The following is a 25,279-nucleotide window of genomic DNA, read 5'->3' as shown; positions in this document are numbered from 1 at the left end:
GTTTTTTGAAATGCGAGGTCAAGAGCGAATAGCTAATACTTTGCGAGCAACATATTCAGCGCATCTTGCAGCCAATCTGGAAGTAGCCTGATCATGGTCAAAAGCTGGATTGAGCTCTACCACATCCATAGAAATCAGCTTTTTCGAAGAAGCAAGTAACTCAAAAACTTTAAACGCAAACTCAGGTCTGAAACCCATAGGAGAAGGTGCCGAAACTCCTGGAGCAAACGCTGAAGAGAATCCATCCATATCTACGCTTAAGTAGATTTTGTCAACTGAGTCCAGAAACCAGAGGATTTTTTCTTGAATTACTTCCCAGTTATTCATTCTAAAATCTTCCATTACCATCCATTTAGCGCCTATTCTTTCCGCAGTATTAAAAAGTGATTTTGGATTAACAGAGCGCTGTACACCTAAACATAAATACTGAAAGGAACCTGGGTTTTCTTCAGCTAATTGGAAAAAGGGAGAGCCAGAATGTCCTTTGCCCTCCAAAGTAGGACGAAGGTCAAAGTGCGCATCCATATTGATGATGCCTAGTTTCTGGTTTTTTGAAGCTAAATGCTGGAAAACACCTCTTCCGTGAGCCAAAGCCAAATCATGCCCTCCGCCCAATAGAATGGGGAAATGCTTTGTTTCCAGTAGATTGAAGACGGTTTTAGTGATTAATTCATGGCTGGACTCCATATCCGAATCCTCGGTGTACACATCTCCATAATCGAAAATCCTGCTCCGCTCTGGCAAGTGAAAAGCCAAGGTTCCAAGTCCTTTCCTGATGGCATTTGGCCCTTCAGCAGTACCTAGTCTTCCTTGATTTCTTTTGACTCCCTCTTCACCTGCATAGCCTAAGATTCCTACTTTGGGAGTCAGCTGATCTTCATCTAATTTCAGGTCTTTTATTGCGATAGCGGCTTGATGCCAGTACTCGATAGTTTCAGATTTTCTTCCCGACCAAAGCGATGGATTTGGATTTTGATGAAGCATATGGATTTTGGATTATTTTCTAGTAACTTAAAAATGGTGTTTTGATAGTTTTATTACCATAAACAATGTATTCTGTTTTTAGGTAATATTCAAAAGTTTCGACTTAAAACCCCGTTCCTTTAGCCATGAAAGAATTTAGAATTCCGCAGAAAGAAAAGATTAATTTGGATGTTTTTGAGGAGCCAAGCGGTTCCTTCGCAGGGTATTCCTATGCAGATTATCTCAAATGGGATTATGAGGAAATAGTCGAGTTGATCAAGGGCAAAATCTTTGCAAAGGCGGCTGCTCCCAATCGAAGGCATCAAGAAGTTACAGGGAATATTTATTTAGCGATAGGGAATTTTCTTAAAAACCATCGGTGCAAGGTTTATTCAGCACCTTTCGATGTGAGATTCTCTAAAGATCCTGATTTTTCAAAAACAGACTCGGTAGTCCAGCCGGATATTTCTGTGATTTGTGATCTTAGCAAATTGGACGAAAAGGGCTGTTGGGGTGCTCCAGACTTGATCGTGGAAATTCTGTCTCCGGGAAATAGCCGGGTGGAAGTTCAGAATAAATATGAGCTATACGAGGAATATGGAGTTCGTGAATACTGGGTGGTTCATCCAACGGACTGCACAGTTTTGATCTATACCTTGATTGGAGGGAAATTCCAGCCTTCCCGACTTTTCACCTCTGGAGATCAAATAAATTCGAGTGTGATTCCAGGATTTTCACTTGATCTCGAAGATGTTTTTGAGGGGTAATTAATGAGATTTTTTAGAGCAAATTCTTAAATACCTTCTCATCCACCAAATTTGGAATAGTCACTTTCAATTCTGGACTTCTATCCATTTCTCGCTGTATTGCTTCCAAAGACCCTGAATTTCTCGCCCAAGCGCGTCTAGCTATTCCATTATTCACGTCATAAAAAAGCATGGATTTGAGCTTTCTCTCAGCATCTACCGACCCGTCTAGCACCATTCCAAAACCTCCGTTCATCACTTCTCCCCAGCCTACTCCGCCGCCATTGTGGATCGAAATCCAAGTTGCACCTCGGAAACTGTCTCCAATCACATTATGAATGGCCATATCTGCGGTAAACTTGCTTCCATCGTAGATATTGCTTGTTTCACGGTAAGGTGAATCGGTCCCACTTACATCATGATGATCTCGACCCAGTACAATCGGAGCAGAAATTTCTCCAGATAGAATCGCATCGTTGAATGCTTTCGCAATTTTTGCTCTTCCCTCAGCATCTGCATAAAGGATTCTCGCCTGTGAGCCCACTACTAATTTATTTTTCTCAGCCTCTTCTATCCAAGTTACATTGTCCTGCATTTGTTGCTGGATAGACGCTGGTGAATTTTGCATGATTTCCTTCAAAACTTGCGCAGCAATCTGATCTGATTTTCTTAAATCTTCTACTTTACCAGATGTGCACACCCAGCGGAAAGGCCCAAAACCATAATCGAAACACATAGGTCCTAAAATATCCTGTACGTAGGAGGGATATTTGAAATCAATTCCATTCGCAGCCATTACCTCAGCTCCAGCCCGGGAAGCTTCCAGCAAAAAGGCATTTCCATAATCGAAAAAGTATGTTCCTTTTGCCACATGTTTGTTGATAGATTGAGCGTGTCGCCTCAGTGTTTCCTGCACTTTTGCTTTGAATTTCTCAGGGTTTTGAGCCATTAGCTGATTGGATTCTTCGAATGATAACCCAGCTGGATAATAGCCGCCAGCCCAAGGGTTGTGAAGGGAAGTTTGGTCAGAGCCCAGTTCTATGAAAATATTTTCGGTATCAAATCGCTCCCATACATCGACGATATTACCTATGAATGCCAATGAAACAACTTCCATGTTTCGCTTCGCAAGTTGAGTTCGGAATACTAACTCATCCAGATTTTCTATCAATTCATCTACCCAGCCTTGCTCATACCTTTTACGCGCGGCAGATGGATTTACTTCCGCACATATCGTAATACAACCTGCAATATTCCCAGCTTTAGGTTGAGCTCCACTCATTCCTCCAAGGCCTGCGGTTAAGAATATTTTACCAGCCGGTTTTTCTCCATTTTTTAATTTCTTGCGAAATGCATTCATGACAGTAATAGTCGTGCCGTGCACTATCCCTTGGGGTCCTATGTACATAAACGATCCTGCTGTCATCTGTCCATATTGCGTCACTCCCAGTGCATTGAATTTCTCCCAATCGTCTGGTTTGGAATAATTTGGAATCATCATTCCATTCGTAACTACCACGCGTGGTGCTTCAGGAGAAGATGGGAAAAGTCCCATTGGGTGACCGGAATAAATGTGCAGCGTTTGATTTTCTGTCATTTCAGACAAATACTTCATCACCAATAGGTATTGTGCCCAGTTCTGGAAGACCGCTCCATTTCCACCATAAGTGATCAATTCCTCAGGATGCTGCGCAACAGCAGGATCCAAGTTGTTTTGGATCATCAACATGATCGCTGCTGCCTGCTGACATTTTGCAGGATATTCCTGAATCGGTCTTGCACGCATTTCGTATTCCGGCATAAAGCGATACATGTAAATTCGACCAAACTCCTTGAGCTCTGCTAAAAATTCACTTACCAATTCTGCATGCCATTCTTTAGGAAAATAGCGCAAGGCATTACTCAAAGCAAGTTTCTTCTCTTCTGTAGAAAGTATATCCTTGCGCTTAGGAGCATGGCTCACAGTTGTACTTCTAGTTCTTTTTGAAGGAAGTTGAGAAGGGATGCCTTGGGATATTTGCTCTTGGAAAACCATTATAATTACGATTTGTGATTTACGAATTACGAGATCAATTGGAACCTCAGTCGTAATTCAAGAAACTGAAGTCAAATGTTTAAAGTCTAAAATCTTTGCTCTTGATTCTTATGTCTTAAGTCTAAAATCTTATGTCTTCAACCCATTCTTCCACACTTGTGCAGGTTTTAGTTTCCCTTGCTGGTAAAGTATTTCTCTATAATCATACGTTGCGTACAGATTGAAGTCAGCTAATAGTCCAGCTTTCAACTTACCTCGATCTTCTAATCCCAAAGCTGCTGCTGCTCGGAAAGTGAGAGCTGCTAGAACTTCTGCGGTGCTGAGTTTTTCGAAAGTTGCCAAGATGGAAGCCTGTGTTATCAGGTCACCCATTGGGGCAGAACCCGGATTCCAGTCGCTGCCGATCGCCAAAGATCCGCCCTGATCTAGAATTTTTCTAGCTGGAGTAAATGCACAACCCAAGCCTATTGAAGCTCCAGGAAGTGCGACGGCGATCGTTTCGGATTTCGCCAGGATATCAATTTCTTTTTTGCCTGAAGCTTCTAGATGATCGGCTGATTTTGCACCAAATTTTGCTGCTACTTCAGATCCGCCCGTCGTGAATTGATCGGCATGAACAGTAAGATCAAACCCTAAATCTTTTGCTTTTTGGTAATAGCTCACAATCTCATCAGGAGAGAAAGCGCTTTTTTCGATAAAGGAATCGATTCGATTTGTTAGATTTTCTGACTTGAGAATTGGGTATAGCTCTTCAGAAATTATTACCAGATACTCTTCATTTGTTCCCTCAAAATCTCTGGGTTTCATATGGGCAGCCAAACAAGTAGAAATTAAATCAGCCTTGGTTTCTGAATTTGCTTCTCGTATTGCTCGAAGCATTTTGAGTTCCTCGGCTACATTGAGTCCATAGCCACTTTTTACTTCAATTGTAGTTACGCCTTCGCTCAGATGTCGATCAGCATTTAAAGCTGTCCTTTCAGCCAGTTCTTTCTGAGTGAGGTTTCTGGTTTGAGTGACAGTATCCCAGATTCCACCACCAGCTTCTGCAATTTCTAAATAAGATTTCCCGGCATTTCTCATTGCAAAATCTTGAGCCCGGCTACCTCCAAAACAAATATGCGTATGACAATCTATCCATCCTGGTAGTGCCACAAACTCACCGTCAAGCTCAATAAGCTCTACATTTTTTGTCTTGGTCTGATCTAGTAAATGAGAATATTCCCCAACTTCAAGAATTTTTTCGTCTTCAATTAAAATTCCTGCATTCTCCAGAATCATCAATTTCTCGTCTTTCAAAGCTCCCTTTAGTGGGACTTTATCAAGCGTGAGTAGCTGGGTAATAGGGCCGATTAGTTTTTTCATGATGTTTTAGTTTTTCAACAGTTTCCAGTTGTTCCCGCAGATTGTCGCGGATAAGGTCGCAGATAAAAACGCAGATTATTTAAATAGAAGGTAAGGGTTGTTCCCGGTCCTATTTTTTTTTAACAATCGAATAGCTTACTCCATTCAGTCTGGTATTGTAAACCTTCCTCTTTTGCGACTTTGTTAGCAATTTCGATCAACTCTCCACTTTGGATCATTTCGATTGCAGTTTCCATGTCTTCAGTCATGACCCTGTCATTGATCACAGGAGTGATTTTAGTTCTCAAATGCTCGTGTATTGCTGTCATTATCTTTCCAGATTTCAAAGGAGCATGAAAGTCCATGGCTTGTCCAGCATAAAACAACTCAATTCCTAGTATTTTCTCCACATTTCCAATGACTTGCAGGGCTTTTCTCGCACCAATTGAACCCATACTTACGTGATCTTCCTGACCAAGGGAAGTTGGGATGCTGTCGGCTGAAGCAGGAAAGCAAAGTCCTTTATTTTCCGAAGCCAAAGCCGCTGTGGTGTACTGTGGTATCATCAAACCTGAATTCAGACCAGTCTCTTTTAGAAGCAATTTTGGTACGCCTGGGGTGCCTCCTTCAAGGGAAAGATATATTCTTCGATCTGAAATATTTCCCAATTCTGAAGCTGCAAGACAAGCATAATCCAAAGGTAAAGCGATGGGTTGTCCATGAAAACTACCTCCGGAAATCGTGTGATCTTCGCTGAACACAACCGGATTGTCGGTCACCGAATTGATTTCTGTTTCTATGGCATCCTTTAGGTGCAACCACGCATTTCGTGAAGCACCATGAACCTGTGGCATACAACGTAAGGAATACGGATCCTGAACCCGTGCACAATTCAAATGCGAATTGACTATTTCCGAACCATGTAGCAAATTCAGAATAGTCTGCGCTACATGTTTATTTCCTGCAAATGGCCTCAATTGATGTAAATCAGGCGAAAAAGGTTTGATTGAACCCATTAATCCCTCAATCATCATCGCTCCAGTGATGTCAGCGTGAACAAGCAAATTATGCAAGCGATCCACAACTTTTACTCCGTAAGCAGCCATAAATTGGGTGCCGTTTATTAGGGCTAACCCTTCTTTTGGTCCGAGAGAAAGAGGTGATATTCCCAACTTTTCAAATACAATTGATGTGCGATAGATTTCTCCCTCGAAATGTACTTTTCCTAAACCTAAAAGTGGTAGAAATAAATGGGAGAGTGGGGCCAAATCGCCAGAAGCCCCTACTGAACCTTGGATTGGAACCACTGGAACAACATCGTTCTCCAGCATCCAAAGCATTCGTTCCAAGGTCTCAAGTTTGATTCCCGAAAATCCCTGCGCCAATGCCTGAAGTTTCAAGACAAGCATCAACTTGGAGATTTCTATTGGAACTGGCTCACCCAAACCTACAGCATGACTTTTTAGGAGGTTTTCCTGCAGAGTCTGTGTGTCAGCTGCAGAGATTTTGCTCGTGCAAAGTGGGCCGAAGCCCGTGTTAATTCCATATACAGCTTTTTCACGGTTGGCAATGTTAGCAACAGCAAGCGCAGACGCTTGAATTTTGTCACGAGTCTCAGGGCTTAATTCTCCTTTGATCTCTTTTCGAGCGAGTTGCAAAGCTGTGCCTACTGTCAGTTGGTCTTGGCCGTATTGGAATGTATTCATAACTATTTGGGTCTTAATTCTAGGGTCCTGACAAAGATATTAAGCATTAATGATAATTTTTGATATCAATTTTATCATGATTTGATACCTTTAAGGCATCATGGAATTAAGACATTTGAGTTATTTCAAAGCAGTGGCTGAGGAATTGAATTTCCGAAAGGCAGCCGAGCGACTGTTTATTTCGCAACCTGGATTGAGCCGACAGATTAAGCAGTTGGAAGAGATGCTGGATGTGAAACTCTTTGAGCGCGATCAAAAGCATGTGGAGCTGACTGCTGCAGGCACCTATTTTAAAAATGAAGTTGACTTCGTTCTAAATCATCTGGATCTAACGAGAAGCCAATTGAAATTGATAGCCGCGGGGAAAATAGGGGAGCTAAGAATTGGCTTCCTGGGTTCGGCATCCAATCAGGTTTTACCGGATTTGCTAGGCAAACTGAATGCTAATCAACCCTTGATCAGTACTAGCTTAGAAGAGTTGAGTAATTCTGTTCAAGTGGAGATGATTGAGAAGGACAAGTTGGATTTGGGTTTTGTACGATTGGCGTCGGTGCCAAGTGATCTTGAAATGAAGGTTGTTTTGAAGGATAGTTTTTCATTGGTAGTTCCCAAAAATCATCCACTTCAGGATCGAGATTTTACATCAGTCAATCAGTTTAAAGATGAATCATTTGTGCTTTTTTCCTCTGATTATAGCAATCTCTATTACGAGCAGATTATTGGAATTTGTCGAGATGCTGGTTTTTCTCCAAAGATCAGACATAAGTCCGTTCATGCATTGACGATATTCAAATTGGTAGAAAATGGGATGGGAGTAGCGATTGTTCCTACTTCTTTAAAAGAAGGATACGAACTTAATGTCCGATTTATGCAGATTCCGAATATCCCGCAATTCACAGAGCTTTCTGCTATCTGGAAAGGAGAGAATCGCAATCCGGCATTGAAACAGGTTTTGCCTTTGATCTAACCAAATCATTAAATTAGAGCTTAAAATCAAAATGTCGGGTAAATGTCGGGTCAAAACCGAGTCTATTTCGCCCTAAGTCACAATCCAATCAGAGAAATTGCCATGGTTAACAAAAACATACACACTATGAAACAACCAGAATTAGGCAAAAAAATCTCTGAAATGAGAAAGGCAAAAGGATTGACTCAGGAGGAGTTGGTCGAATTGTGCAACCTGAACGTGCGGACTATACAGCGCATAGAAGCAGGAGAGGTGACTCCAAGGAGTTATACGATCAAGGCTTTGTTTGAGGCTTTGGGGATTGCAGAATTAGATTTTAAAAATTCTAAGGAGTTTTCATTAATGCCAAAACTTGAAAAGAAATGGTTGATAATGTCATTTACGGCAGGTATAATCTATTTTATATTGGGTTTTCTGGAGCTGCCTTTGGATATCAAAATGCTAACTGGATCAGGAGATCCAAAGAATTGGAATTCGATGTATTCTATAGTTAAAGTATCTTCCTTCGCTTCCCTAGCATTCTTTATGATCGGATTTTTGAAAATTTCAAAGTATGAGAATAATTATGTACTAAGAGTTGCTTCTTGGTTTTTTATTATCGGAAGTGGATTATTAATGACCTTGGATATTTCACTTTCATATTTTGAATCGTTCTCCAATTCACTTTATTCAATTGTGAAGCTTGGCACGACTGGACTTCTATATTTATTGTTTGGATTCGGGTTTATAAAATTTGATTCCCCATGGAAGTCATATTTAGGATTTCTTGGAGTACTAGGGATGTTGACTGGAGTGCTGTTTCTGACTTTTGTAGGAACAGTAGGAGCAGTTTTTATTATGGTGCTTTTTGAGATTGGGTTGCTGTATTGTTTGATGACTTATATAAATAAAATCGGGAGAACTTCTTCTCCCGATTCTACTTTTAGCTCTCAAGTAACGGCTTGATTTTCTCTTTTACCAACTTCAAAATCTCCGCATTTTTGGGACTTGAAGTCTCAATTTCCAGAATTTTTGGATGAATGGAGTCTTCATAAAAGTCCTGGAGTGATGCCTCCAGTTCTTCCTGATTCACAACTTTTGAATAAAAGAACCCAAATTCTGTGGCCAAATGTTGAGCGGATAATCTCTGCTTTGTTTCAAAAAATTCTTCTAGCTCAGGCTGATTTGACGGTCCGTCGATTAATCTAAAAATGCCACCGGCATGATTGTTTAGCAAAATGATCCGTAGGTTTGGCATGGAGTAATTATGCCAAAATGCATTGCGATCGTAGAAGAAAGCCATGTCTCCAGTGATCAATGTAACAATTTCCTTGGTGGTAAATGTACAGCCAACAGCTGTGGAATTGGATCCATCTATCCCTGAAGTTCCTCTGTTGCAAATCACTTCCTGAGTCCTTTTTCCCAGCAAATTCAAATAACGAACGGCCATGCTATTCGCGACATGGATTTTTGATTGTGCTGGAGTTTTACTGAGACAAATAGATAAAGCAGGATATTCTCCGAATTCTGATTCTCTTAATGCATCTGAAAGAGCGGATTTAGCATTCTTCTCTAATTGAAACCAACGATAATAGTAATCTTGGTCTTGAGGTTTCAAGTCAGTCGCAAGCCAATTCAAAAAATGTCCTGGACTACAAGGAATGGTGCGCGAGAGCCGCTGAAAGGTATCTTTTGCTTTTCCATCTTCCTGAATATGCCAGTGTGAAGCTTGAGTTTTTCGAAGGAAAAGCTTCAAGGATTTTGAAATAACCGACTTCCCAAATGAAATAATCAATTCCGGCTCTAGTTCTTGACTTAGATTCGGGTTTCCTAGCCAATGATCGTGAAGTGAAATAGTCTGGTCGGACTGCAAATTGCTAATAGTATCCGTCAGGATCACTACTTTTTTCTCTTTCGAAAGTTTATCTAAAACAGCTTGAAGATCATCGCTTGGTTTCTGTTGTCCTGCGACTATCAGAATCTTACTAAAGAACTGAAGACGATTTTTAAGTCTTTTCAAGCTTTCTTCAGATAGCTGAACAGAAGAGTGCTCCTGATTGAAAACTCTCGGTTTTTCCGGGAAAGTCAACTTTTCGTCCTTACTAGGATAAAATGGTTCCCGAAGCGGAATATTAATATGAACTGGTCCGGAAGGGAATTGCTTAGCAAGGTTGATTGCTTCATTTACGATTCGAGATGAATGCCAAAGTTGATCCGTATTATTTGTATTATCAGGTAACTGATAACTTCCTTTCACATGCTTTCCATAGACTTCAGGTTGGAAAATTGTTTGTCCATCGTATTGATCAATCCACTCAGCAGGTCGGTCGGCACTGAGTATTAGAAGTGGTACTTGTTGGAAAAATGCCTCAGCTATTGCCGGATAGTAATTCAAAGCAGCCGATCCAGAGGTGCAAACTAGCACAACAGGCTCTTCCAATTGCTGAGCCATGCCTAGGGCTATGAATGCAGCCGAACGTTCATCAGAGATAGTTCTGGCATGAATCTGCGGATGCCTGGCAAAGGCCAAAGTGAGTGGAGCACATCGCGAGCCGGGTGAAAGTATAGCGTTTTCTATGCCTTTTTTGGCACAAATGGCTACTAATTCAGTGATCTGAGGAAGAATCAAGCGCTTGGGTTTTGGATAAATTTACCTATGATCTGACATTTAAGCTCAGTTTCTTCCCATTCCTTCTCGGGGTCAGAATCTTCTGTCACACCAGCCCCTGCATAAAGTGTGGCTTCGTTGTCATGAAGACTAGCGGTCCTTAGGTTGACATATATAGATGTGCTGCCCTGGATATTCACAGGACCTATAAATCCAGAGAAAAATGAGCGGTCAAAGCCTTCAAATTCCTGAAGAAAATCGTGTGCTTCTTTTCTTGGCATACCGCAAACTGCGGAAGTGGGGTGAAGTAACCCGAGCATAATGGAACCTAGCTCCGGGAATCCAGTTTCCTGCATGTTGATTTTAAAATCAGAACGTAAATGCAAAAGATTGCCTGCCAACACGGTTTTTGGACCATGCTCCTCGTATTCACGTAACCTGATTTTTTTGAAACAAGAAACGATGTAACGGCTTACTAAGGCTTGCTCCTCAATTTCTTTTTGGGTCCAGGCAACTGATTTTAGAGGATTATCTCCAGTTGCTTTTTGAGTGCCAGCAAGAGACATGGTGCAGAATATGTCACCTTTGGTTTCGATCAAAGTCTCAGGAGAAGCGCCAATCCAAGTTCCTACATGTGGCAAATGGAAAAAGTTGATAAAAGCATTTGGATATGCTTCCATCAAACTTAAAAGGGTACAGCTCAAGTTGAAACTAGTAGGAATTGAAATAGTCTTGGTACGTGCAGGAACTACTTTTTCAAGTTGATTGTCCTGAATTGCCTTGATTCCTTCTTTTACTAGGTGGGTGAAATGATCTTTATCCTCGCTAATTTTTGAAACTTCTATTTTATGAATTAGAGTTTGATTGATCAGCAGTTCTCTGATTTCTTCAGAAGATAGCCTCTCCTGGTTTTTCAATTGGATTTTGGCCCACTCTGGAAGTTCGTCGGCTGCTAATGGTTTATCAAGCTCAAATGAAAAATACTTGTTGGCCTTGATGAAATAAGCTTTTTTGTCAACTTGGTCAGCGAATGGATGCACGATAAATCCAGGCTCAAGATTTTCAATTGACAAGTCAACTTTTACGGGTTCCGCGGTGTCATTTAAAACAATTTCTACGGTATTTGATTTTGGCTTTCGCCAGATAGCAAAAGAACCAGCAGAAGTTAATCCCAACTGAAGTAAAAGTTGAAGTATATCTGCTTTAGTATGATTTGTAGCTACGTTGGTTTGCATTACTTTTTATCTAAAATCGCCATGGTAATTCTGCTGATGCAGCATAGCTGACCTTGCTCATTTGTGATTTTAATCTCCCAGACTTGCGTACTTTTCCCAATATGAATAGGTTTCGTAATTCCAGTGACTAATCCAGACTTAACGCCTTTTAGGTGATTTGCGTTTATTTCCAGACCTACACAAATTTGTTTTTTTAAGTCAAGAGTTAGCGAAGCTGCTACACTTCCGAGAGTTTCGGCGAGTACTACATTTGCTCCTCCGTGTAACAAGCCCATGGGTTGTTTTGTTCTTTCATCCACGGGCATAGTCGCGCACAAGTAGTCGTCACCAACTTCAGTAAATAGTATATCCAAATGTTCTGTCATTGTGTTTCTTCCGCTTTGGTTGATTTGATCCAATGAAGGCTTTTGGGTGAATACCATGAATTTTAAAGTAAATGAGTTTTCTTTGGGGTGCAGACAAAAATAGATAATCTTGAATCGAAAAAAAATTTACTTAGTTAGACACGGGCAAACTGATTATAATCTCAAAGGTGTAGTTCAAGGAAGTGGGATAGATGCTCCTATTAATGAAAATGGCAGAAAGCAGGCGGCTGCATTTTTTGAGGCATACAAAAATATTCCGTTTGATCAGGCATATTACACTGGACTTCAGCGTACGAAGCAATCAATACAGTCTTTTTTAGACTTGGGTATACCAGCTATTTCCACCACTGATCTCAATGAAATTTCTTGGGGAGATTACGAAGGCCTCCCAATGTCCCCTGAAGAAAGTAAATACTATCAGCATATGCTGGATCAATGGCAGCAGGGAAATCTCGATTATTGTATTGCAGGTGGGGAGAGTCCCAATATTGTTGCAAAGCGAATGCAACGGGGGATTGATGCGATAATAGCCGGTCCTGGTGAAACTATTTTAGTTTGTATGCACGGACGCGCAATGCGAATCTTCCTAAGCTTGATAATGAAGCAGGATTTATGTCACATGGATATGTTTGAGCACAAAAACCTGTGCTTGTATCTAATTGAGGAAAAGGAAGATGGTACTTTTGAATTACTCAAAAGAAACGATACTGACCACCTTAAGGAGCTGTAGTATTCCGCTTATCGTTTTTGTCCTTTTTCTGACTTGCTTCAAAGGCAGTTAGGAAGATGTCCAAAGACTTTTTATTGGCAGTCATATCGATCAATCTAAAGGCAATCTCCTGTAGCTTCATGTCTTCGCCTTCATCTCTGGAAACAAGAAATTGTCCTAGAAAACAAGCGTCAAAATCACATTTTGGAATGTCAATAATGAGTGCTAGTTCTGAATTTCCTGAATAGCTTCTAGTTTTGAATTTGGAAGAAAATTGGCTCTGAATATCTTTTAAAGAGGTGTTCAGAGATTTTAATTCTTTTGATTTGAATATGACCAAAAAAGTTTTGGATTCGGTCTCTTCAGCTGAGACTGAAAGAGAAAGAAATAGGGTAATTATAAGAATTCCAAGACTTTTCATAGCTTCCAATATAAAGATATTTTGCAGTTGAAAGCAAAAAAGTGGTAAAAAAAGAAGCCCCAAGCAATTTGCTTGGGGCTTCTTTTGATCATATATCTCGTTAAAGTCTGACCTAAGCTTTTGTCTTAGTAGACTTGGTTGCTCTTTTTTTCTTTGGTGCTACCTCTTCTACAACCTCATCTTCAACACCTGCTAGGATTCTACCGCAATGCTCACATACGATCAATTTTTTCTTTTCACGAATATCAGCTTGTCTTTGTGGTGGAACAGTATTGAAGCATCCACCGCAAGCACCTCTTTTTACCAAAACTACTGCAAGTCCATTCTTTGCGTTAGCTCGGATTTTGGTGTAAGATTTTAAAAGTCGCTCGTCAACTTTCTTCGTTGCTTTTTCACGATCGTTTTTAAGCTTTGCTTCTTCAGATTCGCTTTCAGATACAATCGAAGTCAATTCGCTGTTTTTCTGATCTAAATCTTTCTGACGATCCTTCTTCACTGCACTTAATTCCTCCAAGTCTACTTTCTTGGTGTCAATTCTATAACCAGCCTCAGTGATTTTTTTCTTAGCAACCTGAATCTCTAGATCCTGAAGCTCAAGCTCTTTAGTGATAGCATCATATTCGCGGTTATTGCGAACATTCATCTGCTGCTCCTGATACTTCTTGATCAGTTTTTCAGAGTCCTTGATGCTTTCTTTAAGCGCCTTTATTTCGTTTTCAAAAGAATCTATTTCACTTTGAAATTTCTCCAATCGCGTTTCGTAACCAGCAATTTCATCTTCAAGATCCTGAACCTCTTCTGGAAGAGCTCCTCGGACTTTAATGATGGCATCTAGTTTTGAATCTAAAAGTTGAAGGTTGTGAATAGCTTCGAGTTTCTGTGCTACTGTACTTTCCATGTACTATCGGTAGGATGTGGGATTTGTAACTACTTTTGTCAAATAGAGTGCAATATTAGGAAAATTTTGTGACAAAAACTCCCTGAGTAATTCTTTTGTGAAAATTTCACTCTCATAATGTCCGATGTCACAGAGAATTAATGCACCGTCTGCATCAAAAAACTCGTGGTACTTTACGTCAGCGGTCACAAATACATCTGCCCCAGCTCTTTTTGCATCACTGAGAAGGAAAATTCCTGCTCCTCCACAAACCGCAATTTTTTTGATTTTTCGGTGAATAAGTGCCGTATGTTTGATCACTTCCAAATTCATTTTGGCTTTTAAGTAGTCCAAAAATTCTTCTCCTTCCATTTCATTGGGGAGATTTCCGATCATTCCAGCACCTACTTCCTGGTTTTCATTTTCTAGACTTTGCACATAGTAGGCAACCTCCTCGTAGGAATGCGCTTCCCGCATTTTTTGTAAAACTTTTGGAAGCAGATGATTGGCAACCAAAACTTCCACTCTGATTTCGGATTCTTCTTGTGGTTTTTCCCGCTGTCCCAAAGTTGGGTTTGCTGTTGCCGAAGGGGTAAAAGTCCCAGTCCCTTTTACCTGAAATGAACAATCAGCGTATTCACCGATCTTACCTGCACCAGCTGCATAAACTGCCTGGAGCACTTTTTCTTTTTCTGGTTCTGGAACGAAGAATACGAGTTTGCTTAGTAATTGCTTTTTAGGCTGTAATATCTTGGTGTCCAACAGGCCCAATCGATCAGAAATCCTCTTGTTCACCCCATGAGCGACATGGTCTAAGTTTGTATGAATAGCATAAATGGCGATGTCGTTTTTTATTGCTTTAATGATCGTGCGCTCCACGTAATTTTTCCCAGTGAGACTTTTCAAGCCTTTAAAAACTATAGGATGATGAGCCACAATCATATTAGCACCGAGTTCAATGGCCTCTTCCACCGTCGCTTCTATGCAGTCTAGAGAACAAACAATCCCTGTTACTTCTGCATTCCTTTCTCCAGTGATTAAGGTGGCGTTATCGTAAGACTCCTGATAGGATGGAGGCGCGATTTGTTCCAGGTAGGAAATCACATCGCTAATCTTGTATCCCATATTTTTTCTGTTTATTTGATCAAAAATAGTAATTCTGGAATGCGCTGGTACGCTTTTTTACTTTATCCTTTTGCTTTATTGTACGATTTGGTCACGAGACTTCGGAATTGGTTTTTCGATTTGGGCTGGCTGAAAAGTGTTCCTTCGCCTATTACAAGTATAGTAGTTGGGAATTTGAGTGTGGGCGGGACTGGCAAAACTCCCATGGTGGAATACCTTATCAGAAAGCTTCAGAAAGAATGGAAGGTAGCCTCACTAAGCCGAGGGTATGGCCGGAAAACCAAAGGATTTCTTGAGGCTAACAACCAGATTACCCCACAGGATATTGGCGATGAACCATTTCAGATTTATCAAAAGTTTGGTGAGGAGATCTCGGTATTTGTAGGAGAAGATCGAGTGAATGCACTTGAAAGAATAGTGTCGAAGACAGACTTTCCAGAGTTGGTTATTTTAGATGATGCCTATCAGCATCGCTATGTGACCGGAGATTTGACTATTCTTTTGACTACTTATCAAAAGCCATTTTTCTCGGACTTTCTTTTGCCAATGGGAAGATTGAGAGAGAGCAGATCTGGTGCGAAAAGAGCTGATGTGATCATCGTTACCAAATGTCCAGAAGGTATCTCTGACTTGGAAAAGAATAGGTTTAGGAAGGAGTTTTCCAAATATAAACGTTCTGGGATACCCGTACTTTTTTCATTCATTTCTTATGGAGAACCGATTCCAATAGTAGATTCGACTCCTTTTTCATCTAAAATTATATTGTTGACAGGACTGGCAAATGACCAAGCTCTTGTGGAATTTGTCGAGAAAAAATTTAAACTGCTTGAAGTCATCAGATATCCAGATCATCATGATTATTCAACGACAGATTTTCAAAAAATTCAAGCATTGGTAAAGCAACTGGCTGGACAAAATCCCGTTGTATTAACGACTGAAAAAGATGCTGTGAAAGTTAAATCCAATGCACCCAAAGGTTTTCTGAAAGAAATTCCGATTTTTGTGCTTCCCATTGAAGTAAGGTTTTCTGCTAATGATGAACTTACTCTAGCCGAACTAATCCAACAAAAGGCCTTCAAAAAAGGCAATAACTAAGTGAATAAACGGATACTCTGTTTCATATTTTTCTTCAGTGTCGTGAGTTTAACCTCCGCTTTTGCACAGGTTATTGCTCCCCCGACACGGAAAAACCCAAATCAACAGCAAAATCGTGAGCGGGTAATTCCTCAGGAAGAGGAGGAAGCAGGGGAGAGAAAATCTTTGTTGGATGATAGTACCAGGATGGTTTATGGGCCTACTACGAGTTTGTACTTTTTTGAAAAGGATATCAAGCGTAATAACCTGATTCTCTACCCGCAGGATACTGTGTTGAATAATTTTCATAATTATTCACCTGTGGAAAAAAGCAATTGGAAATATCAAGATCTCGGGAATATTGGCAGTGCTGCGAAGCCTATTTTCTATGAGATTCCGGATGTTATAGGAACTAGATCTGGATTTTCGGTATACGATTTATACTATCATGCCCCGGAAGACAATAAATATTTCGATACGAAATCACCCTTTACGGAAATGTCTGCCTTTTTTGGCGGAGGTCAGCGAAATATGTTGGATTTGGCTTTTGCCAGAAATATAAACCCAAGATGGAATGTGGGGTTTAATTTTCACACGATACGAGCTCGAAAGACTCTAAATCCAAATGCACGTGATGATAATATGGTGGTCCAGAATTCTTATTCTTTGCACACAAATTATCGATCGGAAAATGGGAAATATTGGTTTCTAGGTAATTTTTCCAGAATGCTTCACAAGGTGAATGAAATTGGAGGGATCATTCCTCCCAGTGTGGATAGCACTTCTGTTTATTTTACTTATGAAGATGCAAAGGTGTGGCTGAGTAATACGCAAGCGAGTGACTTACGTCAGGAGTATCGTTTTTATCACGAGTATAGTGTCCGTGATGAGCTGCAGATCTATCATATTTTTGATCAAAAGAATAACGACTTCACTTTATCAGCTGCTATGAATAGCAGCGATTCGCTTTTCTTTCCTAGTGCTCGCCTAAATGCTCTGATGGATAGCACCCAATTGGATACCACTAGGAATTATAGTGATTTCAAGGAATGGGGTAATGAAATAGGTTTTAAGGGGAGTTTTAAGGGTTTTTATTATAATGCTCATGCGAAGTTTCGCACAGGTAGGATGAAAAGCACCTTTTACCCTAAGAAAAATAACTTTAATGAGGTATATATTGGTGGAGAGCTGATTGGGAAGATTTCTGAGAAATGGTCTATCAGTGCGGATGGAGAATATCTCATTCCAGGGGCATTCAGACTTCATGGTTTATTTGTTTCTCCTTGGCTGGAAGTGGATTATACAAAGGCGGTTTACAAGCCTACCGCTATGCAGCAAATGTATTATGGGAATCATTTTCAATGGGATAATGATTTTGATAATATAGGTGTAGATCAGGTTCGTGGGGTGTTTAAGATTGATTTCAATAAAATTCAGCTTAGGCCTTCATTGACTATTAATCGGGTAAATAATTATGTATTCTTCAACCAGGATAGCGTCGCTGCGCAGGCTAGTGGAGAGGCTTTTATGTTGATTCCTGGTCTGAAGTCTAGTATTAGAATTGGTCAAAAGTTTCAATGGGATACTGAAGTGATTTTCACTCAAATCTCAGGTGCATCTGGTGATGTTTTTAGAATTCCGCAGCTGTATGCGAATACTAAATTCTATTTTGACAGTCCAATGTTTAATGAAAATGTATATGTCCAACTAGGGGTCGATATACGCTATCATTCAGATTATTTTGCTGATGCATATAATCCAGCCACTCAGCAGTTTTACCTACAGAATAATTTCAATATTTACGCCTATCCAGTTGCTGATGTTTTCCTTGATTTCCGGATAAATCGTACGCGGGTTTTGTTAAAATATAATCACTTGAATAGTGGCTTGATGAATCAAGAAGGATATTTTGTAACACCAGATTACACAGGGTATAAGTCTTTTATAGACTTGGGGATAACCTGGTATTTGTTCGATTAATGATGAGTTGGGAAGAAAGTACACGGCAGAAGATGCTGAATTTGAAATTGCCGACTGATCCTAGATGGGTTGGAATAGCAGAAATGAATTTGCAGGATATTCTCACCGACCATGCTTACTGTGAGCAAAAGGCAGCTTCTTCTTGTATCAGTTTGATTTTGCGGTTTAACGATTTAGATGAATTGGTTGATACCTTAACTCCAATCGTCGCTGAAGAGTGGGGGCACTTTGAACGAGTTTTGGAGCAGATCCGATCTAGAGGGTTGGAGTTTGGATTTCCTAGAAAAGATGAATATGTGGTTCAGCTCACCAATTTTGTAAAAAAAGGAGGAAGTAGAATGCAGCAGCTTACCGAGCAATTACTAATGAATGCTTTAATCGAAGCGAGAAGTTGTGAACGATTTAAACTGCTTTCTAATAACCTTACAGATCCAGAATTAAAGAAGTTTTATTACGAACTCATGGTGTCTGAAGCGGGGCATTATGTGACGTTCATCGAGTTGGCAAGAAAATACCAGGAACCTGCTAAAGTAAATGAAAGGTGGCAGGAATGGCTGGACTTCGAAGCTATGGTGATTAAGAAACTAGAAATTCGTGGAGATCGAATTCATTGAGTGTATCTTAAATTTTCTAGACGAATAGTCATTTACCGCGTATTTATTTATTATTGACTTATCTAGTCACAATTGGCTTAAAAACCCGTTCTATTACGAACATATTATGAATCTGATCGAAAACGTACGTGAAGCCGTACGATCCATAAAAGTAAATTTATTAAGAACTGTTCTCACGGGAGCCATCATAGCCATCGGTATTTCATCTCTGGTAGGAATGCTAACAGCCATTGATGGTATTAAAACTCAAATTGCAGATAGTTTCTCTGGTTTGGGGGCTAATTCATTTGATATCAGAAATAAGGGATTTAGTGGTGGAAGAGCGATTCAAGATGGAAAGACTGAAAAGACTTACCCTAACCTTACCTTTCGAGAAGTGATGAGTTTCAAAGAGAAATACAATGAGATAGGTATTTCTACCGTGTTCGTTTCGGTGACTGGGTCTGCGGAGGTAAAAAGAGGTTCCAAGACCACAAACCCAAATGTTAGAGTTCGCGGGGGAGATGAGAATTATTTAGGTATTAAAGCTATGAAGCTTGGTTTTGGTAGAAATTTCACTGCCATGGAAGTGCAAAATGGTTATAACATTTGCATAATAGGTAAGGAGCTTAGAGAAACACTTTTTGAAGAAAATGAAGATCCGATCAATCAAAAAATAACCTTTTTGGGGAGACCATATACGGTAATCGGTATTTTGGAAAAACAAGGAGGTGTAGGGCCGGATCAAGGAGCTGATAGACAAATTCTGATACCTATTGAAAATGCCAGCCGACTGGATCAAAGAGGTAATTTCAACTACAATATCACAGGTATCGCTTCTGGTCCTGAACGCATTGATTACGAAATGGGCCAGGCAATAGGGATGATGAGAGAGATACGCCAAGATCGAGTTACGCAGGAAAATTCATTTGAATTAGCGAAAAGTGAATCTGTGGCCGAAAGCTTGGAAGAAGTTGCTGGTTATCTTAGGATGGGTGGTTTTGGAATTGGTTTTATCACCTTGCTAGGAGCTTCTATCGGTTTGATGAACATTATGCTCGTATCTGTGACTGAGCGTACACGGGAAATAGGTATCCGCAAGGCACTTGGAGCCACACCACTCAGAATTAGGCAGCAGTTTCTCCTGGAAGCAATTATGATCTGTATACTTGGAGGAGCTATGGGCGTTCTCTTAGGGATATCCATTGGTAATATCATTGCCGCGGTGATTGGAGTAGGAGGTTTTTTGATTCCGTGGCTATGGATGATTGTAGCCTTTGTGATTTGTATAATCGTAGGGCTGATGTCTGGATATTTTCCAGCATTCAAAGCCTCCAAATTAGACCCTATAGAATCTTTGAGATACGAATAATTAAGACATAGTTATCATTAAAACAGGCCTCAAATTATAATTTGAGGCCTGTTTTAATTTAATGCTACTCAGAGCTTTTTGTATTTTTTGCTTCCAGAAGCGACACTTGCTTTTCCATCAATTCGGCCATTCTACTTAGCAATTCAATATTTTTAGGAGTTGTTACTGTATCATTTTTTGGGTCTTCAGCCTTTTTACGAATAGAATTCATAAGTTTCACGACAAGGAAAACTGTAAACCCAATAATTAAAAAGTCTACACTCGCTTCAAGTAGTTTACCGTAGCCGATCGCAATTTCCTCTGGATGGGTGATGCCATCGATAGTCACTGCTTCTCGAAGGATTATTTTCTTGTTTTCCCAGTTTATCCCATTTGTCAGGAAAGACAGAGGTGGTAAAAATATCTCCTTCACCAATACATCCACCACTTTATTGAAAGCTGCACCAATAATCACCCCGATGGCGATATCGATCATATTTCCTTTCACAGCAAATTCTTTGAACTCTTGAATCAACTTAATTTTCATAATTATTCTTTAAAAGCCTTTGGTAAATGTTTTATCAATTGGATTGCCAAATCCAGATTTTTTTAGAACTGGCTTCAGGTATTTCGGCATTTTTTATGGTTTACAGTAATGTGATAACTCGATTAACAGGTGATCTTAATTGTTAGATCACTGATTTTCTGAGTTCTAAAAACCTCATTATTTAACCTTAAACCATAGAAATCATGACTAAAAACCATGGCCCAAGCATCAAGAATGATGAAAAATATGAAGCTCTTCGGGATGAAGGAATGAGTAAAACAAAAGCGGCTCGAATCGCAAATACTCCCAAATCGGGCAAAAAAGGTGGCAAAGCCAAAGAATATGAAGAGAGGAGCGAACAGGAGCTTTATGATAAAGCCAAAGAAGTAGGCATAGCGGGAAGAAGTAAAATGACCAAGAAGGAATTGATTGCTTCTTTAAGAAATTCCTAATCAAATACACAAACAGTCTAATCCACTACAACCATGAAAAAACCAACTGAATTTAAAGATCAAAAACAATCTCTGCCGGGACAGCAGAGCAAAATGAAACCAGAGCCTGAAGTAATAAGAAAAGGGTATAAGGGTAGCGGAAAATTGAAAAACAAAATTGCTTTAATCACTGGCGGAGATAGTGGGATAGGGAAAAGTGTGGCCGTCCACTTCGCACGAGAAGGAGCGGATGTGGCGATAATCTATCTCAGCGAGGTGAAGGATGCAAAGGATACCAAGGAATTGGTAGAGAAGGAAGGAAGAAAATGCCTTTTGATCGAAGGAGATCTTAAGTCTGAGAGCTTTTGTAAGAAAGCGCTAAACCAATGTGTGAAGGAACTCGGGGGGATTAATATTTTGGTAAATAATGCCGCAGTACAATTCCCGAAAAACGAGTTGACTTCCATCACGACAAAGCAACTAACAGAAACCTTCGAGACTAATATTTTCTCGTTTTTCCATTTAGCCAAAATGGCAATTCCTCATTTCAAAGCGGGGGACACAATAATCAACACGAGCTCAGTTACCACTTATCGGGGCAGTGAGCATTTGGTAGATTACGCAAGTACTAAAGGTGCCATTGTGGGATTTACACGCTCATTGGCATTAATGCTGGCTAAGGATAAAATCCGTGTAAACGGAGTGGCTCCTGGTCCTATCTGGACTCCCTTAATTCCCGCGACTTTTGACGATGTTACCAAGTTTGGTCAGGACACAGCGCTAGGAAGAGCAGGGCAACCAAGCGAAGTAGCTCCGGCTTATGTGTTTCTGGCCAGTGAAGATAGTTCTTATATCACAGGCCAATTCATTCACGTCAACGGTGGGGAAGTAGTTGGTGGATAGTGCATTATAGGAAAGTTGGGTTGTGAAATTTAATAGGGACATAATGAGGTTCTTACGCCTCACAGTGATGATAAATTAGCTTAAAAAGTCAATTGGGATCACGGGTATGTCTACTCTATACGCCGGTAAATCGATTATTTAAGGGCTATTAGGGTCTATTGAGCTATAAATTAGTTTACTGGAATAGTAGTTGGTTTTGATGCTGAAACGAAGAGCCACAATTGTTTCATTTCGACCAACCAACTATGACAAAGCTTTCAACCCCAATTTTTCTGGCTTTGATTTTCTTTGGGTTTAACTCAGAAGAATCACAAGCAGGAAACAATTCGCCACTTTATCTCCAGGATACTGTTCCGCTGAGAGATACTATTCCCCCGCCTTCAACCCAGAAATCGACAATTACAGGAATTGTGACTGATGGGGAAGGTAATTCTTTGCCAGGAACAACTGTCCTACTTAAAGGAACTCAGACCGGAGGAATTTCTGATGACTCTGGAAAGTACTCTATTGAAATACCAGCCGACCAAACTAACGCCGTGCTGGTATTTTCTTTTTTAGGTTTCGAGACAAAAGAAATTGTAGTCGGCAATAAGACTATAATTGATGTCAGCCTCAGTACAGATGATCAAGAACTTGACGAAATAGTGGTGATAGGCTACGGCTCTGCTAGAAGGGCTGATCTTACTGGTTCAGTGGCTCAGGTAAACTCAGATGAGTTAAATGCTTTTCCCACATCTAATGTAATCCAGTCGCTGAACGGACGCGCACCCGGAGTTCAGGTTATCCAGAATAATGGTGCACCTGGGGGTGGAGTTTCTGTTAGAATCCGTGGTGCCAATTCAATCCAAGGAGACAACGATCCACTATACGTTATTGATGGTTTTCCATTCTCAGGCAATCCTACCAACCTGAATAACTCGGACATTGCAAGTATAGAAATATTAAAAGACGCTTCTGCTACCGCTATTTACGGTTCTAGAGGTGCAAATGGCGTAGTGCTAATCACCACCAAAAATGGTAGTGGTGCCGGAACTGTTGTAGAGTTTGATGCCGCATATAGTATGCAGTCATTGAGGGAAAAACTTGATTTGATGGATGGAAGTCAATACGCAGAATTGATGAATATCCAGGCTACAAATGATGGATTAGAGCCTTACTTTACAGATGCTGAAGTCAATAGCTTTGGAGAAGGGACTGATTGGCAGGATGAAATTTTTCAGCAAGCTCCTATCAAAAACACTTCTCTGAGCATTTCAGGTGGAGGGGAAAGCACCCAGTTTTTAGTAGGGGGAAGCATCTACCAGCAAGATGGGATTATCAAAGGATCTGATTACGACCGTTATTCGATTCGATCAACTATCAATCATAAGATCAGTGACAAATTCAAGGTGGATTTCAACAGTACACTGAGTAAGCTGGTGACCGCCAGGAGAGATAGTGAGGGGGGAGCAAGAGGAGCAAGCATGATAGGAGCAGCATTGGTTGCTTCACCACTTTCTGATCCATTTACAGCGGAAGGCACCATCAATAATTTAGCGGATGATTTTCCTTTCGTTTCTCCGGATTTGGTTAATCCATTTTACTTTATCAACGAGCAATCAACTGTAATTACCGCAAATGTAATCCTTGCCAATACAGCGATTAGCTATAATCCAATCCCGGAGATTACGATCAAAATATCCGGTGGTATAGAGAACCGTGATGACAGAACCGACAATTACAGAAGTAGAGATTTTATCAATAGTAATGGAAATGCAAGTGTAACTACTAGCCAGTATGTAAGCCGTCTTAACGAGAATACAATCACATATGCAGATGTTTTCAACGAGAAACACGATTTAAATGTATTGGCGGGATTTACCTTTCAGGATTTCACCACTAAATATCTGGCAGGAAGTGGAGCAGGGTTCTTAAGTGATCTTTATGAAACTGATAATCTGGGAGCAGCTGAGACGCCTGGAATTCCTACGTCGGGTTATGCAAATTCAGTTTTACTTTCCTATCTGGGAAGGGTGAATTATGGATTTGATAGCAAATATCTATTTACAGCATCTTTCCGGGCTGATGGCTCCTCAAGATACAGTGAGGGCAATAAGTGGGGGTATTTCCCTTCAGGAGCCATCGCTTGGAAAGTATCCGAAGAAGAATTTATGAAGACTCAGGAAGCTATATCTACCTTGAAAATCCGGTCAAGCTGGGGGCTTACAGGTTCTCAGGCTATTAATCCATATGCTACACTAAATAGACTTTTTCCTGGCTATACAATTTTCGGCGATGAATTGTATAATTTCCTTGCTCCGGGGTCCACACTTCCTGGAGATTTGAAATGGGAAACAACGGAGCAGTTTGATTTAGGATTGGATTTAGGCCTTTGGCAAGATCGCATCGTAGTAGGTGCTGATTACTATCTAAAGACTACCGATGATTTGTTAAGCACTGTTCGCCTTCCAAGTTCTTTTGGATACACCACTACGATAGCTAATGTGGGTTCTATAGAAAATAGAGGTGTGGAGCTAAGTCTTTTCGCGCAACTTTTCTCAAATGAATTCCGCTGGAGTCTGGATGGAAATATCTCCTTCAATCGCAACAAAGTTCTAAGCCTAAATGATGGGCAGCCCATTCTGACCAATTTCATTAATGTAATTACCGTTTCGGATAACTTCTCCATTATGGAAGAAGGAAAGCCTTTGGGACAGTTTTGGGGATATCAGGAAGATGGGTACACCGAAACAGGCGCTATTAAATATGTGGATAGAAATAATGATGGTGAAATCTCTGAGGAGGACAAAACCTACATAGGCAATCCAAATCCAGACTTCTTCTACGGGTTCAATTCGAATATGAGCTTCAAAGGCTTTCAGCTTGATCTTTTCTTCCAAGGTAGTCAGGGAAATGACATCATGAATGTAAGCGCGATATCCAGTACAATGGATTATGGGCAGGGACTGAATATGCCGGAAGAAGTTCTTCTAGATCACTGGACTCCTCAAAACATCGATGCCAAGTATCCGAAAATCAGTAGAAGTTCTACAGCGCGTGTGTCAGATCGGTTCGTAGAGGATGGCTCTTATTTGCGGTTGAAAAATGTGCTTTTGGCGTATAATTTTCCTTTAAAAAATTCAAGTGGTAAATTCCTGCAAAGCCTACGGATTTATGCAAGTGGGCAAAACTTGTTGACTTTCACAGATTACTCTTGGTGGGATCCTGAGGTAAATAGCAAAGGGAGTGATAATACTCAAGGGATAGATCACTTCAGCTACCCGATTCCGAAATCTTACACAATTGGTCTCAACGCAACTTTTTAAACCTCAACCCAACAAGTC

The 25,279-nt window shown here is 40.4% G+C and carries 22 protein-coding genes; 11 read left to right on the top strand and 11 right to left on the bottom strand.

Annotated features, from left to right (window positions below):
• Window positions 1-18: 18 nt before the first annotated feature.
• Window positions 19-984, bottom strand: coding sequence for a formimidoylglutamase (hutG, locus tag QOL76_RS11210; RefSeq protein WP_283413051.1), 966 nt, complete (start codon window positions 982-984; stop codon window positions 19-21).
• A 125-nt stretch (window positions 985-1,109) separates the two neighbouring features.
• Here hutG and QOL76_RS11205 point away from each other — a divergent pair, with 125 nt between their 5' ends.
• Window positions 1,110-1,730, top strand: coding sequence for a Uma2 family endonuclease (locus QOL76_RS11205; protein ID WP_283413050.1), 621 nt, complete (start codon window positions 1,110-1,112; stop codon window positions 1,728-1,730).
• Between the two features lie 13 nt (window positions 1,731-1,743).
• On the opposite strand, the gene hutU is transcribed toward QOL76_RS11205, so the two are convergent.
• The 3 genes from hutU to hutH all read right to left on the bottom strand — a co-directional run bounded on the left by hutU (window position 1,744) and on the right by hutH (window position 6,791).
• Window positions 1,744-3,744, bottom strand: a complete 2,001-nt coding sequence (gene hutU / locus QOL76_RS11200) for a urocanate hydratase (RefSeq protein ID WP_283413049.1) — start codon at window positions 3,742-3,744, stop codon at window positions 1,744-1,746.
• Between the two features lie 129 nt (window positions 3,745-3,873).
• Window positions 3,874-5,106 carry an imidazolonepropionase gene (gene hutI / locus QOL76_RS11195; protein ID WP_283413048.1) on the bottom strand — a complete coding sequence of 411 codons (1,233 nt, stop codon included), beginning with the start codon at window positions 5,104-5,106 and terminating at the stop codon, window positions 3,874-3,876.
• Window positions 5,107-5,225: 119 nt separating this feature from the next.
• The gene (hutH, locus tag QOL76_RS11190; protein ID WP_283413047.1) at window positions 5,226-6,791 is read right to left on the bottom strand and encodes a histidine ammonia-lyase; all 1,566 of its coding nucleotides are present in this window, start codon (window positions 6,789-6,791) and stop codon (window positions 5,226-5,228) included.
• A 100-nt stretch (window positions 6,792-6,891) separates the two neighbouring features.
• Between hutH and QOL76_RS11185 the strand changes: the two genes are divergently transcribed.
• Together QOL76_RS11185 and QOL76_RS11180 are read left to right on the top strand one after the other, a co-directional pair.
• Window positions 6,892-7,758: a LysR family transcriptional regulator gene (locus QOL76_RS11185; RefSeq protein WP_283413046.1), complete on the top strand. Its 867-nt coding sequence runs from the start codon at window positions 6,892-6,894 to the stop codon at window positions 7,756-7,758.
• Between the two features lie 126 nt (window positions 7,759-7,884).
• Window positions 7,885-8,703: a helix-turn-helix domain-containing protein gene (locus tag QOL76_RS11180; protein ID WP_283413045.1), complete on the top strand. Its 819-nt coding sequence runs from the start codon at window positions 7,885-7,887 to the stop codon at window positions 8,701-8,703.
• On the opposite strand, the gene menD is transcribed toward QOL76_RS11180, so the two are convergent.
• Genes menD through QOL76_RS11165 form a run of 3 tightly spaced genes read right to left on the bottom strand, consistent with a single transcriptional unit; the run spans window position 8,681 to window position 12,002 of the window.
• Complete coding sequence (gene menD, locus QOL76_RS11175) at window positions 8,681-10,366, bottom strand: 2-succinyl-5-enolpyruvyl-6-hydroxy-3-cyclohexene-1-carboxylic-acid synthase (protein WP_283413044.1); 1,686 nt, start codon at window positions 10,364-10,366, stop codon at window positions 8,681-8,683. The two genes, QOL76_RS11180 and menD, sit on opposite strands and share 23 nt — an antisense overlap.
• Entirely contained in the window at window positions 10,363-11,580 is a 1,218-nt protein-coding gene (locus QOL76_RS11170) for a chorismate-binding protein (RefSeq protein WP_283413043.1), read from the bottom strand. The genes menD and QOL76_RS11170 overlap by 4 nt, the downstream gene beginning before the upstream one ends.
• A complete protein-coding gene (locus tag QOL76_RS11165) occupies window positions 11,580-12,002 on the bottom strand; it encodes a hotdog fold thioesterase (RefSeq protein WP_283413042.1) in 423 nt (140 codons plus the stop codon). The genes QOL76_RS11170 and QOL76_RS11165 overlap by 1 nt, the downstream gene beginning before the upstream one ends.
• Window positions 12,003-12,054: 52 nt before the next feature.
• Between QOL76_RS11165 and QOL76_RS11160 the strand changes: the two genes are divergently transcribed.
• Window positions 12,055-12,675 carry a histidine phosphatase family protein gene (locus QOL76_RS11160; protein WP_283413041.1) on the top strand — a complete coding sequence of 207 codons (621 nt, stop codon included), beginning with the start codon at window positions 12,055-12,057 and terminating at the stop codon, window positions 12,673-12,675.
• Here the strand turns inward: QOL76_RS11160 and QOL76_RS11155 are convergent.
• The 3 genes from QOL76_RS11155 to QOL76_RS11145 form a co-directional block, all read right to left on the bottom strand.
• Window positions 12,662-13,075 (bottom strand): hypothetical protein, encoded by a 414-nt coding sequence (locus tag QOL76_RS11155; RefSeq protein ID WP_283413040.1) that lies wholly within the window; start codon window positions 13,073-13,075, stop codon window positions 12,662-12,664. The genes QOL76_RS11160 and QOL76_RS11155 overlap by 14 nt on opposite strands.
• Before the next feature lie 112 nt (window positions 13,076-13,187).
• A complete protein-coding gene (locus QOL76_RS11150; protein ID WP_283413039.1) occupies window positions 13,188-13,973 on the bottom strand; it encodes a zinc ribbon domain-containing protein in 786 nt (261 codons plus the stop codon).
• Between the two features lie 3 nt (window positions 13,974-13,976).
• Complete coding sequence (locus QOL76_RS11145; protein ID WP_283413038.1) at window positions 13,977-15,077, bottom strand: Nif3-like dinuclear metal center hexameric protein; 1,101 nt, start codon at window positions 15,075-15,077, stop codon at window positions 13,977-13,979.
• Between the two features lie 39 nt (window positions 15,078-15,116).
• Here QOL76_RS11145 and lpxK point away from each other — a divergent pair, with 39 nt between their 5' ends.
• The 4 genes from lpxK to QOL76_RS11125 all read left to right on the top strand — a co-directional run bounded on the left by lpxK (window position 15,117) and on the right by QOL76_RS11125 (window position 20,096).
• Window positions 15,117-16,172 carry a tetraacyldisaccharide 4'-kinase gene (lpxK, locus tag QOL76_RS11140; RefSeq protein WP_283413037.1) on the top strand — a complete coding sequence of 352 codons (1,056 nt, stop codon included), beginning with the start codon at window positions 15,117-15,119 and terminating at the stop codon, window positions 16,170-16,172.
• A 42-nt stretch (window positions 16,173-16,214) separates the two neighbouring features.
• On the top strand, window positions 16,215-18,131 hold the full coding sequence (locus QOL76_RS11135; protein WP_283413036.1) for a putative porin: 1,917 nt from the start codon (window positions 16,215-16,217) through the stop codon (window positions 18,129-18,131).
• A gap of 2 nt (window positions 18,132-18,133) precedes the next feature.
• Window positions 18,134-18,745, top strand: a complete 612-nt coding sequence (locus tag QOL76_RS11130; protein WP_283413035.1) for a MiaE family protein — start codon at window positions 18,134-18,136, stop codon at window positions 18,743-18,745.
• A 106-nt stretch (window positions 18,746-18,851) separates the two neighbouring features.
• A complete protein-coding gene (locus QOL76_RS11125; protein WP_283413034.1) occupies window positions 18,852-20,096 on the top strand; it encodes an ABC transporter permease in 1,245 nt (414 codons plus the stop codon).
• A 64-nt stretch (window positions 20,097-20,160) separates the two neighbouring features.
• Here the strand turns inward: QOL76_RS11125 and mscL are convergent, their stop codons facing one another.
• Entirely contained in the window at window positions 20,161-20,622 is a 462-nt protein-coding gene (gene mscL / locus QOL76_RS11120) for a large conductance mechanosensitive channel protein MscL (RefSeq protein WP_283413033.1), read from the bottom strand.
• A gap of 203 nt (window positions 20,623-20,825) precedes the next feature.
• On the opposite strand from mscL, the gene QOL76_RS11115 reads away from it, so the two are divergent.
• The 3 genes from QOL76_RS11115 (at window position 20,826) to QOL76_RS11105 (ending at window position 25,261) form a co-directional block, all read left to right on the top strand.
• Window positions 20,826-21,074, top strand: coding sequence for a DUF7218 family protein (locus QOL76_RS11115; protein WP_283413032.1), 249 nt, complete (start codon window positions 20,826-20,828; stop codon window positions 21,072-21,074).
• Window positions 21,075-21,107: 33 nt separating this feature from the next.
• Entirely contained in the window at window positions 21,108-21,956 is an 849-nt protein-coding gene (locus tag QOL76_RS11110; protein WP_283413031.1) for an SDR family oxidoreductase, read from the top strand.
• Between the two features lie 245 nt (window positions 21,957-22,201).
• Window positions 22,202-25,261: a SusC/RagA family TonB-linked outer membrane protein gene (locus QOL76_RS11105; RefSeq protein WP_283413030.1), complete on the top strand. Its 3,060-nt coding sequence runs from the start codon at window positions 22,202-22,204 to the stop codon at window positions 25,259-25,261.
• Window positions 25,262-25,279: the final 18 nt, after the last annotated feature.

It is taken from the genome of Algoriphagus winogradskyi (genome assembly GCF_900182815.1).
Taxonomy (GTDB): domain Bacteria; phylum Bacteroidota; class Bacteroidia; order Cytophagales; family Cyclobacteriaceae; genus Algoriphagus; species Algoriphagus winogradskyi.
This window is presented reverse-complemented; position numbering and strand designations above follow the sequence as displayed.

What these genes read in the sequence shown, in the direction of transcription:
- hutG (WP_283413051.1), bottom strand. Translation starts at nt 984, where the DNA reads ATGCTTCATCAAAATCCAAATCCATCGCTTTGGTCGGGAAGAAAATCT.
- QOL76_RS11205 (WP_283413050.1), top strand. Translation starts at nt 1,110, where the DNA reads ATGAAAGAATTTAGAATTCCGCAGAAAGAAAAGATTAATTTGGATGTT.
- hutU (WP_283413049.1), bottom strand. Translation starts at nt 3,744, where the DNA reads ATGGTTTTCCAAGAGCAAATATCCCAAGGCATCCCTTCTCAACTTCCT.
- hutI (WP_283413048.1), bottom strand. Translation starts at nt 5,106, where the DNA reads ATGAAAAAACTAATCGGCCCTATTACCCAGCTACTCACGCTTGATAAA.
- hutH (WP_283413047.1), bottom strand. Translation starts at nt 6,791, where the DNA reads ATGAATACATTCCAATACGGCCAAGACCAACTGACAGTAGGCACAGCT.
- QOL76_RS11185 (WP_283413046.1), top strand. Translation starts at nt 6,892, where the DNA reads ATGGAATTAAGACATTTGAGTTATTTCAAAGCAGTGGCTGAGGAATTG.
- QOL76_RS11180 (WP_283413045.1), top strand. Translation starts at nt 7,885, where the DNA reads ATGAAACAACCAGAATTAGGCAAAAAAATCTCTGAAATGAGAAAGGCA.
- QOL76_RS11170 (WP_283413043.1), bottom strand. Translation starts at nt 11,580, where the DNA reads ATGCAAACCAACGTAGCTACAAATCATACTAAAGCAGATATACTTCAA.
- QOL76_RS11165 (WP_283413042.1), bottom strand. Translation starts at nt 12,002, where the DNA reads ATGGTATTCACCCAAAAGCCTTCATTGGATCAAATCAACCAAAGCGGA.
- QOL76_RS11155 (WP_283413040.1), bottom strand. Translation starts at nt 13,075, where the DNA reads ATGAAAAGTCTTGGAATTCTTATAATTACCCTATTTCTTTCTCTTTCA.
- QOL76_RS11150 (WP_283413039.1), bottom strand. Translation starts at nt 13,973, where the DNA reads ATGGAAAGTACAGTAGCACAGAAACTCGAAGCTATTCACAACCTTCAA.
- QOL76_RS11145 (WP_283413038.1), bottom strand. Translation starts at nt 15,077, where the DNA reads ATGGGATACAAGATTAGCGATGTGATTTCCTACCTGGAACAAATCGCG.
- lpxK (WP_283413037.1), top strand. Translation starts at nt 15,117, where the DNA reads ATGCGCTGGTACGCTTTTTTACTTTATCCTTTTGCTTTATTGTACGAT.
- QOL76_RS11130 (WP_283413035.1), top strand. Translation starts at nt 18,134, where the DNA reads ATGAGTTGGGAAGAAAGTACACGGCAGAAGATGCTGAATTTGAAATTG.
- QOL76_RS11125 (WP_283413034.1), top strand. Translation starts at nt 18,852, where the DNA reads ATGAATCTGATCGAAAACGTACGTGAAGCCGTACGATCCATAAAAGTA.
- mscL (WP_283413033.1), bottom strand. Translation starts at nt 20,622, where the DNA reads ATGAAAATTAAGTTGATTCAAGAGTTCAAAGAATTTGCTGTGAAAGGA.
- QOL76_RS11115 (WP_283413032.1), top strand. Translation starts at nt 20,826, where the DNA reads ATGACTAAAAACCATGGCCCAAGCATCAAGAATGATGAAAAATATGAA.
- QOL76_RS11110 (WP_283413031.1), top strand. Translation starts at nt 21,108, where the DNA reads ATGAAAAAACCAACTGAATTTAAAGATCAAAAACAATCTCTGCCGGGA.
- QOL76_RS11105 (WP_283413030.1), top strand. Translation starts at nt 22,202, where the DNA reads ATGACAAAGCTTTCAACCCCAATTTTTCTGGCTTTGATTTTCTTTGGG.